This window comes from Kordia sp. (assembly GCF_965283645.1).
Classification (GTDB): domain Bacteria; phylum Bacteroidota; class Bacteroidia; order Flavobacteriales; family Flavobacteriaceae; genus Kordia.
On the sequence record NZ_CBDIPG010000001.1, the window covers coordinates 1,677,355 to 1,685,720 of the forward strand.

Sequence of the window (8,366 nt, forward strand, 5' to 3'; positions counted from 1 at the left end):
GAGCTTTTCACTTTGAGCCGATAGAGGGACTCGAACCCACGACCTGCTGATTACAAATCAGCTGCTCTAGCCAGCTGAGCTACATCGGCAAAGCGGTTGCAAATATAAAAACCTTTTTATTTTTTGCAAACCTTTTTTTTATTTTTTTATAGACTATTAATTTTTGTGACTAATTCCGTTGCTTTTGTCTCTAATGATTGTCTGATTCCTTTGAAGTGTGCTTTCTTATTTTCAACGTCTCTTTTGTTTACCTCAGTAATCAGTGAATCAAAGTTTTGGATAGATTCATCAATGATTGCTTCGCTTTTTGCAACATCTTCTCCTGGGTTAGCAATTTGCCATATTAGGGCAGCATCAATAATATCTCCAAAAACGTAGTTTAAGTCCTTTTTTAAATCTCTTTTATTTGACATGATTTATAATTTTTTGCAAATTTACGTTAAAATGGTCTATCTTTTGTTATAAATACCACAAATGTTATTTAGTTTTCTGTATGATTAAAGGTTTCAAAAGTGGATTGCATTTAGTTCCTGTGTTTGTATTTTGAATTAAGATCTTTTTTGATTGAAAATACCTAGCTTCAATTGAAACTGATAGTTTTATATTATTCTCGACTGCGCGCGAACCGACAAATAATTAATTTAATTGATTTAAGGTTTACTAGTAACGATTTCTTATGTCAAACTCACGTTAAACTAAACCTTTTGTATTTATCATAGTCATAGGTTGAAACGATACCAACTTATGAAAATTCAAAACATCAACCTTTTTTACGGAGTACTACTAACGTTATTTATATTTTATAGTTGTAGTGAAAATTCTAATGATCTTGATGATCCTGTAGACGAAGAGGTTATTGTTACACCAACCTTACCGTATCAAGCGGAAGGATTTGCGAAAATTGAAAATGGCTCTGACGGTTTTATTGCAAATTTAGAAAGTGGAGATCGCTTTAGTCGAGATCATGACAGTGCTGGAGACATTAATGGAGATGGTGTGATTGATTTTGTTGTTGGTGCACGTTCAGACGATGACGGAGGTGTTGATGCAGGAGCCGTTTATATTTTGTTTATGAATAGTGATGGAACGGTTCAAAGTAATCAAAAAATATCAATGCTTGAAGGCGGCTTTACAGAAACATTAAACCCTGGAAATTTCTTTGGTTATGGTGTTGCAGGAATAGGTGATTATGATAACGATGGAATTCCTGATATTGCAGTATCCTCTCCCGTACCACCAAATAATTCACTTTATATTATTCATTTGAATGCAGATGGAACTGTTAAAGATTATGTGAAAAACCTAAATATTATTGCCAATGGTTTAACAGCGATTGGAGATATTAATGGCGATAATCGTATAGATTTGGTGGCTTGCGATCCAGGTTCAGATGATGGTGGAACAAATAGAGGTGCTATTGATATTTTATTTTTAAATGCGGATTCACAAATTATGCCTGCAAGTACAGTAACTATAAGTTCTACGCAAGGTGGTTTTGGTAGCGGACTTGAAGATGGTGACGAATTTGGTGGTCGAGAAGTGGCAATGCTTGGTGATCTTGATAATGATGGTACTAAAGAGTTGGCTGTTGGTGCTTTTTTGTCTGACGGAGGCAAAGGTGCCATTTGGATGCTGTCGTTAAACTCAACTACGTTTCATGTAGTTTCTAAATTAAAAATTACCGAAGGTATGAATGGTTTTACTGATGAGTTAGTGACCGATGAAAACCCGAATGGTACTTTTGGAGGACAGTTTGGGCATGCTATGTGTGCCGCAGGAGATATTGATGGTGACGGAATTACAGATTTAATTACCGGAGCTAATCAACAAAATGAAGGTTGGGCATATGTGTTGTATTTGAATGCTGACAAAACCGTTAAATCATTCACGAGAATAAATAATTCTGATGGTGGATTTGATTTGATGTTGGATTCTGAAGAACGATTTTCACGTTCTATTTCTTATGTTGGAGATTTAAAAGGAGATGGCTCAATAGCTATAAATATAGGCGGCGGCGCAGGTGGAACTGGAACACTTTACACACTGTTTTTTAGACCCGAGTAATTTTACTAAAGATTATTGTTTTTTGTTTGAACAAAGAATGACTGTTTTTTATATGTATGGTAGCGTTTTAACGATGATAGCTGTTGTGAATTTAACCGGCAGTTCGTTCTTCAGTCAAATTTCCTTCCGAAATTGACACATCTATTTTCCCGCACGGAGGAAGTCCTTTTAAAATCTTATATGTATACTTCATTTTTTTAGCTTGTTGTCAACATATATATAACAGGAATTCCCATATGTTCTATCATACCTAGATGTGAATTGAGTTTGAAAGCTAACAGAATTTCGTGTAACATTAAACTAAAAAGTATGATTTTTAATTTGTTATTTTGGACTCACAGGAATGGTAAATATCTTTTATTTGATGTAAACTTCTAAGAGTTCGGAAGCTTCGTTTGTAGTGACAACGGCATTTTTGATAGAAGCTGGCAAGAGCAATGTTTCACCAAATGAAAGTGTTTCTTGATGATTTTCTGTTTGAAATGTAACGTTTCCTTTTACACACATGTATATGACAAATGAATCTTTGTCTTCATGATGTAAAGAGATTTCTCCTTGAAATGGAAGTAAGTTTGTTGTAAAGTATGGGCAATCAACCAATGTGGCTGTTTTGTTTGCTTCAGCATTGTATGTTGTTTGGTAATTGTCGTGCAACGTATAGTCTATCGCGTCAAGCGCTAAAGCTGTGTGCAATTCACGTGAATTTCCTGCTGCATCTACTCTATTCCAATCAAAAATACGATAAGTTATGTCTGAAGTTTGTTGAATTTCCGCCAATACAATTCCACCACCAATGGCGTGAATTCTGCCAGTAGGCAAGAAATAGACATCTCCTTTTTTCACTTTTTCGAAGTTGAGAATTTCGGTAAGTGTGTTGTTTTTTAAATGTGTTTGATATTCCTTTTTGCTAACTTCTTGATTGAAACCTACCATAAGTTCCGCACCTTCATCTGCTTGTATTACATACCACATTTCCGTTTTTCCGAAGGAATTATGGCGTTTTTTAGCCAACGCGTCATTGGGATGTACTTGAATGGATAAATCGGTTTTAGCATCAATGTATTTGATGAGTAAAGGAAATTTGGTTCCGAATGTTTCGTACACTTTTTTTCCTAGTAATGCTGCTTGAAAGGTTTCACTAAGTTCTTGTAATGTTTTGCCTTGTAGTTCGCCTTTAGCTACAACTGAAGGTTCGTCTTTTACATCCGAAATTTCCCAACTTTCACCAATAGCTTCTCCTTTGGTATTTTTTTGAAGCATGGTTTTGAGTTTAGTACCGCCCCAAATGCGTTCTTTGAGGATTGGGTTGAATTTTAATGGATGTAATTTCATGATTATTCTCCTGCGTATTTTACGAAGTTCCTTGGCGTTTCATACAAAACAACTTCTAAGTCTAAAGACGTTGAAATGTGTTTTCTTAGTTTCCCCCAAATCACTACAACTATGTTTTCTGCTGTAGGATTTAAGTTTTTGAACTCAGGAACATCTAAGTTTAAATTTTTATGATCAAAAGCATCTTCTATTTCCGATCGGATTAAATCTTTGAGCACTTTTACGTCCATCACGTATCCTGTTTCTGGATCTATTTTACCCGTTACACTAACGATAAGTTCGTAGTTATGTCCGTGATAGTTTGGGTTGTTGCATTTTCCAAATATTTCATTGTTTTTTGCATCATCCCAATCTGGTCGATATAATCTGTGTGCGGCATTGAAATGCGCTTTTCTACTTACGGTAACTTTCATGTGTTTATATTATTTCTTTTTTATTGGTCACATGCTGTTCACTATTAACCATTCCCTTTGATGATAATTTTTTTAACATGCTCGTATCATATATCAACTTTTATGTGTTGGTAAAATTTGTCAAATATTATTTTGAACCAAGCTGTGTATTGATCAGGATTTTCTCCTATATTATTTTTTACAGCTTGTACTTCCATCCACTTCCAATCGGCTACTTCATCAGGGTTGATTTCGGGTGCGTCATTGTAGGTTCCTATCATTACATGATCGTATTCATGTTCGGTAAGACCGTTATCAAATGGAGCTTTGTATATGAACGATACTGCTTCCGCAAGTTCCGTAACAAATCCCATTTCTTCTTGTAGTCTTCGTTTACCTGCGCTTATGTTGCTTTCACCTTCACGTTGGTGACTGCAACAGGTATTTGTCCATAGTCCTGGAGAGTGGTATTTGTGTAAGGCGCGCTGTTGTAGCATGAGTTCGCCTTTGTCATTTAGGATGAATACTGAAAATGCTCTGTGCAATAATGCTTTTTCGTGCGCTTCGATTTTTTCCATTATACCGATTTGCTCGTCATTTTCGTTTACTAAGATTACGTTTTCTTTTACCATATTTTTTGTCGAATAGCAAATTTACGAAATAGCTTTTTGTGTAGATTGCTGTTCGTTACTATTTTTTAGTTAAAATTAACATAGTTTTTTAACATCGTACTACTTGATTATTTTTTTGCCTTGATTGAGAATGTTTATAAATAAGGTTTTGCACTTCGACTTCGCTCAGCGTATTGTGGGTTGTGGGTTGTGGGTTGTGGGTTGTGGGTTGTGGGTTAATTTAGAAAAAATCAAATTTAAAGTAATTAAGACTTATATCTTTTTTCGTGTAAGCATTCCGTAAACTGCATATTTTGAGATTATGGATTGCGTTTTTAGTTATGGAATGCTTAAAATCAACTAAAAATAGATGTTACTGTTAAATATAATATTTTACACTTCCTTAGAATCTGATTTCAATTTAAAATTAGTTTCTATAATGCTATGTATCAATAAAAAGAGTGAACTTAAAAAACTATTGGGTAATGTTTTTTTTGTTTTTGTCCCTAGTAGGTATAAATCATTAATTTTTTTATTATGAAAAAACAGAATTTAAAATCATTAGAACTTAACAAAAAACTAATCTCTAATTTATTGGGAGGTTCTATAACAGGAAACGTTGGAAATTTACCAACAACGATTCAGCCTATTACGCTTATTGCGTCATGTCCGACACAACAATACACAGGTTGCGCTTCTGAGTACCCAACTGCTTGTATGGAAACACAAACACCTGACTGTTATGCTGTTGCTACAGGACAAAAATGGAAACCTTTATAGGTCAAAGCGAATTAAGGTTTGACAATGAATAGTCGGAGGGTTTTTCTTCCGACTTTCTATTTTGCGGACAGTGTTTAATAAAACACTTTTTTCCCTATGAGGAGTAAGTATTCTGTAAAACAGCAGATTGAGTTTAAAAAAGAGAATATTTATAAATTTTACTTTATAGAAACTCTCTTTTGCTACTTTATAAACTTTTGAAGCTTATAGTCTAAAAAACTTCTCCTTTTGAAGCTGATTTAAAAATTAAAACCTCCGATTTTAGCGGAGGTTTTTTATTTTATCTTTCTGTAACAATAAATTCACTTCGTCTGTTGAGTTGGTGTTCTTCTTCTGAACATTTTACACCATTGCTACATTTGTTTACATGGCGTGTTTCTCCGTAACCAGCTCCAATGAGTCTGTTTGCGTCAATTCCTCTTGAAACAATGTAAGCGCGCGTAGCTTCGTTTCTACGTTGCGATAGCTTCATATTGTAACTGTCTGTTCCACGACTGTCTGTATGCGAGCGTACGTCAATTTTTAGTGTTGGATATTGTTTCATGACAGCCACAACTTTTTCTAATTCTGCAGCGGCGTCTGGACGAATATTCGATTTATCAAAGTCAAAGTAAATGATTGGAATGTTTAGAATTTTAGCTAAATCATCACCAACTTTAAATGGTATTTCTTCTTTTTCAAGAAGTAACGTTACTTCTCTTAGTCCTTTTTCTTCTTGCTTTGGAACTAATGCTTCTGCTGCGTTGTAATCTTTTTTGGAAGCTCTTACAAAGTATACTTGATCACATTCTAGTAATTTTTTGAATCTAAATTTACCATCAACTTCACTGTATGTGTTTTCTATTTCATTGTTGTCTTTGTCAAACAGCTTTACGTTTGCGCTGCCAATGGCTTCGTTTGTTTTTTCGTCTTTTACTACACCTGCAATTTCTTGTTCACATGTCCATTGAATTGGCTTCATTTCGATAAATGAATAGATATCATCATCACCTTTTCCACCATCACGATTGGAAGCAAAGTATCCTTTTTTGGTGGTGTTATTGATGATAAAAGTAAAGTCGTCCATAGAACTGTTCACTGGTTCACCAATGTTGAATATTTCGCTGTTTTCAATTCCTATATTCATCACAAAAATATCTAGTCCACCTAAACCAACATGTCCGTCAGATGAGAAGTAGAGTTCGTTATTTTGGCTAATGAATGGAAAGTTTTCTCTTCCTTCTGTGTTAATTGTTGTACCAAGATTTTTTGGTTCACCAAATGTTCCATCTTCTTTGATATCAACTACAAAAAGATCGGACATTCCGTAAGTTCCTGGCATATCGGAAGCAAAGTATAGTTTTTTCTCATCTACACTTAACGCAGGATGCGCAACAGAGTAGTTGTTACTGTTAAATGGTAATTCTTCAACATTTACCCACGCATCTCCTTCACGAGTTGCTCTAAATATTTTTAGTTTGTTAATTCCTTTTTTATCTTTTTTGTATTTTCCTTTGTAATAGTTGTTACGTGTAAAATACACCGTATTTCCATCTTTTGTAAATGCAGATGTTGATTCGTGATATTTTGTGTTTAGCTTTGAATTGAATTTATCAACATTGGTAAGACTTCCGTTTTCTTGCACTTCAGCTACGTATAAATCTAAGAATGGACGCGCATTCCATTTGTGCTTGTAACGTGTTGCTACACCAGTATCTCGTGCTGAAGAGAATACTAAGTTTTCTTCATAGAATGATGGAGCAAAGTCTGAATATTCAGAGTTTACACCTAAGTTTTCTATACGGAAACGACCAGATAATGCTGCGATTTCATCGAGGTAGTTGCGTGTTTTTATGAATTTTGATGCACGCAAGTCACTTCCGGTTAGCTGATTGAATTCTTTCATTTTTTGATCCGATTCGGCGTAGCGTTTTTCGGCTTTTAGCGCTTGTGCATAACGGAAATAGTATTCAGGATCAATTTCTTCACCTAGTTTAAAAAGTTCTCCATACCATTTGGAAGCATTTATTAAATCTGCATTGAAATAGTATGCATTTCCAAGTTTTTCGAATAATTCTTTTGACTTGTGTCCTTCTTCGGCAACTTTTTCATAGATTTCTATTGCATTGATGAAGGCATAGCTATCGTATTTTTCAGCTGCTTTTTCAAGTTCTTTTTCTTGTGCATAACCTACAAGAACGAATAAACTTAACAGCGTGTATAGTAGATATTTTTTTCGTGTCATCATTGTTGGTTTTTTAGAAAAATCTTGGTGAGATTATTTTGTCGCGGTTATTGAATAGTTCGAAACGTAAGAATACCTCGTACGAACCGTCATTGAATTGTGTGTTTCCGAGTTCGGTTATTTCACGATCATAGGCAAATCCTACCATGAAGCTATCAGATAGTTGTAATCCGACAAGTCCACTAAAGGCAGCACTCCAACGATAGGCTGCTCCTAACGTTAGTTTGTCGTTTATTAAAAAGTTTGCTGATAAATCTGCCTGTAAAGGCGCTCCAGATACTGCTTTGAAAAGCACCGCTGGTTTAAATTTTACACTATCGCTCATATCAAATACATATCCACCAATTAGGTATAGATTGATGCGTTCTTTTGCTGTTGATAATGAAGATTCATCAAAGTGTTTTGTTTCTAATAGATTTGGCGCAGATAATCCTACGTACCATTTTTCAGAGTTTCGATAGTAGATTCCAGCACCAATATTTGGTGAGAATTTGTTATCAATATTACTTTGTAGTAATACATCATCTGGGTTGTATTGATTTAAACAATCAAAACATACATCTAATAAGTGTCCACCAGCTTTTATACCAAATGAAAGTTTTCCTTGTTCAGAAGTGTTTATTGTATACGAGAAATCAATATCAAAATATGTTTCTTCTGTTGGACCTAGTTGATCATTGACGATTGAGAATCCGAGTCCTACTTTTCCTTTTTTTCCTATTGGTGTATGCAAGTTTAGCGTTTGCGTTGTTGGCGCTCCTTCTAAACCTACCCATTGTGAACGATGTAATCCTGCCATACTAAATACACCTCTTGAACCTGCATAGGCAGGATTTATACTGATGGTGTTGTACATGTATTGCGTATACTGAGCGTCCTGTTGCCCATAAGTTTCTAGCGAAAAAATGGTACTCAATACTCCTATGATGATGATGATTTTATTTCTCATTATAGTATGCTATG

General features: G+C 34.8%; 8 protein-coding genes and 1 tRNA gene. 2 read left to right on the forward strand and 7 right to left on the reverse strand.

The window, feature by feature from the left end:
- Nucleotides 1-15 precede the first annotated feature (15 nt).
- Together ACQ654_RS07305 and ACQ654_RS07310 are read right to left on the reverse strand one after the other, a co-directional pair.
- Nucleotides 16-89 (reverse strand) — tRNA-Thr (locus ACQ654_RS07305).
- A 57-nt stretch (nucleotides 90-146) separates the two neighbouring features.
- The gene (locus tag ACQ654_RS07310; protein ID WP_430409670.1) at nucleotides 147-413 is read right to left on the reverse strand and encodes a hypothetical protein; all 267 of its coding nucleotides are present in this window, start codon (nucleotides 411-413) and stop codon (nucleotides 147-149) included.
- A gap of 331 nt (nucleotides 414-744) precedes the next feature.
- On the opposite strand from ACQ654_RS07310, the gene ACQ654_RS07315 reads away from it, so the two are divergent.
- Nucleotides 745-2,064 carry an integrin alpha gene (locus ACQ654_RS07315; RefSeq protein ID WP_430409671.1) on the forward strand — a complete coding sequence of 440 codons (1,320 nt, stop codon included), beginning with the start codon at nucleotides 745-747 and terminating at the stop codon, nucleotides 2,062-2,064.
- A 357-nt stretch (nucleotides 2,065-2,421) separates the two neighbouring features.
- Here ACQ654_RS07315 and ACQ654_RS07320 read toward each other — a convergent pair whose 3' ends face one another.
- The 3 genes from ACQ654_RS07320 to idi form a co-directional block, all read right to left on the reverse strand.
- Nucleotides 2,422-3,396 carry a type I phosphomannose isomerase catalytic subunit gene (locus ACQ654_RS07320; RefSeq protein WP_430409672.1) on the reverse strand — a complete coding sequence of 325 codons (975 nt, stop codon included), beginning with the start codon at nucleotides 3,394-3,396 and terminating at the stop codon, nucleotides 2,422-2,424.
- 2 nt (nucleotides 3,397-3,398) lie between these two features.
- Entirely contained in the window at nucleotides 3,399-3,809 is a 411-nt protein-coding gene (locus tag ACQ654_RS07325) for a 6-pyruvoyl trahydropterin synthase family protein (RefSeq protein ID WP_430409673.1), read from the reverse strand.
- Nucleotides 3,810-3,895: 86 nt separating this feature from the next.
- The gene (gene idi, locus ACQ654_RS07330; RefSeq protein WP_430409674.1) at nucleotides 3,896-4,420 is read right to left on the reverse strand and encodes an isopentenyl-diphosphate Delta-isomerase; all 525 of its coding nucleotides are present in this window, start codon (nucleotides 4,418-4,420) and stop codon (nucleotides 3,896-3,898) included.
- A gap of 516 nt (nucleotides 4,421-4,936) precedes the next feature.
- On the opposite strand from idi, the gene ACQ654_RS07335 reads away from it, so the two are divergent.
- Nucleotides 4,937-5,179, forward strand: coding sequence for a hypothetical protein (locus ACQ654_RS07335; protein ID WP_430409675.1), 243 nt, complete (start codon nucleotides 4,937-4,939; stop codon nucleotides 5,177-5,179).
- 280 nt (nucleotides 5,180-5,459) lie between these two features.
- On the opposite strand, the gene ACQ654_RS07340 is transcribed toward ACQ654_RS07335, so the two are convergent.
- Together ACQ654_RS07340 and ACQ654_RS07345 are read right to left on the reverse strand one after the other, a co-directional pair.
- Nucleotides 5,460-7,406: an OmpA family protein gene (locus ACQ654_RS07340; protein ID WP_430409676.1), complete on the reverse strand. Its 1,947-nt coding sequence runs from the start codon at nucleotides 7,404-7,406 to the stop codon at nucleotides 5,460-5,462.
- A gap of 10 nt (nucleotides 7,407-7,416) precedes the next feature.
- A complete protein-coding gene (locus tag ACQ654_RS07345) occupies nucleotides 7,417-8,352 on the reverse strand; it encodes a PorP/SprF family type IX secretion system membrane protein (RefSeq protein ID WP_430409677.1) in 936 nt (311 codons plus the stop codon).
- Between the last annotated feature and the right edge of the window lie 14 nt (nucleotides 8,353-8,366).

What these genes read in the sequence shown, in the direction of transcription:
- ACQ654_RS07320 (WP_430409672.1), bottom strand. Translation starts at nt 3,396, where the DNA reads ATGAAATTACATCCATTAAAATTCAACCCAATCCTCAAAGAACGCATT.
- ACQ654_RS07340 (WP_430409676.1), bottom strand. Translation starts at nt 7,406, where the DNA reads ATGATGACACGAAAAAAATATCTACTATACACGCTGTTAAGTTTATTC.
- ACQ654_RS07345 (WP_430409677.1), bottom strand. Translation starts at nt 8,352, where the DNA reads ATGAGAAATAAAATCATCATCATCATAGGAGTATTGAGTACCATTTTT.
- ACQ654_RS07315 (WP_430409671.1), top strand. Translation starts at nt 745, where the DNA reads ATGAAAATTCAAAACATCAACCTTTTTTACGGAGTACTACTAACGTTA.
- idi (WP_430409674.1), bottom strand. Translation starts at nt 4,420, where the DNA reads ATGGTAAAAGAAAACGTAATCTTAGTAAACGAAAATGACGAGCAAATC.
- ACQ654_RS07325 (WP_430409673.1), bottom strand. Translation starts at nt 3,809, where the DNA reads ATGAAAGTTACCGTAAGTAGAAAAGCGCATTTCAATGCCGCACACAGA.
- ACQ654_RS07310 (WP_430409670.1), bottom strand. Translation starts at nt 413, where the DNA reads ATGTCAAATAAAAGAGATTTAAAAAAGGACTTAAACTACGTTTTTGGA.
- ACQ654_RS07335 (WP_430409675.1), top strand. Translation starts at nt 4,937, where the DNA reads ATGAAAAAACAGAATTTAAAATCATTAGAACTTAACAAAAAACTAATC.